Source organism: Treponema sp. R80B11-R83G3, from assembly GCF_054786115.1.
In genome coordinates this window covers 1-1046 of sequence record NZ_BDHF01000270.1, presented here as the reverse complement: position 1 = coordinate 1046, position 1046 = coordinate 1, and the positions used below count along the sequence as shown (strand labels likewise).

The 1046-nt window shown below is 41.0% G+C and carries 1 protein-coding gene; it reads left to right on the top strand.

The genetic code is table 11. From position 1 onward, the window contains the following. Nucleotides 1-1046 (top strand): hypothetical protein (locus ACYVRH_RS13240; RefSeq protein ID WP_461257366.1); only part of this gene is annotated, 1046 nt, incomplete at both ends.

The following is a 1046-nucleotide window of genomic DNA, read 5'->3' as shown; positions in this document are numbered from 1 at the left end:
AATTTGCTTATAACATAAAAGAAGAAAACATTACCGTAGCGGTGTTTGCCGTAGCCGATGACCGTCTTGGGCTTAATCGCGGACGCATTGACATGGAAAATAATATCTACACAGTATACGAATCTTCTTCATGCCCGGGCATAGAGCCTTTTAAGGTTAATTGGGGCGGCAGGAATGTTTTATATCCTAAAGAGAAGGTCTCGCTGTTATCCAGTCTTTTCGTTGAATCTCTTCATGCCTGCAGCGAGCCGTATGTGGGTTATATTCCCGCTTTCCGCATTCCAATGGAATCTTTAAAAAGTTTCCTTGGCAATATACAAGGGAAGGAAATTGAATCGGAAGATGAGCCAAATATTCGTATTCCGGGATATTTGGAGCAGGACGATCTGCGGCCTCCCTTAAACGATCCTGCGGTAATGGGATATTTTAACATTACCAGTTTACAAATGCGGCAGATTGATGTTGAAGCGTTTTATTTCTTATTGCCGGGTCTTGATTCCGACAACAGAAAATATCAACCGTTTCTGCCTACAAAAGACGCGCTTTCTATCGCGGCTTTACGTTTTTATTTAAACCATAAAACGGGCATAGCTTTGGTTGTGCCGTATATATCTTTAAAGGATTGCAAAGCGGACGCGGATATCGTTGGAATGTTTCCTGAAGAAATTAAAAAATTATTGAACGTGATAACAACGCCAACGGAAAACTGGAAAGACCGTGAAGAAAATTTGGCGGCGTACCGCCTGCTCCGGTACGCGTCAGGATATTTGTGGGGTAAATATGTTTTAAAGCAATGGTTTGGAATTGATGTTAAGGAAGATAACATAGCGTCTAATGGCGGCATTTGCTCTAAGACTTTTTTAAAATGGCTTAATGGCGATTCCGCCGTGCTGGACATAAAGAATATTTGGTCTTTTTTTGATCCCGCTAATGGTTTTGTAGTTGAAGAGCAACAGGAAAGCGAAGAGAATTTGGAAAAAATAATTAATGGTAACTTATCGGAGGAGCAGGCGAAAGATTTTTGCGGTGTCATTTCTAATCAAATG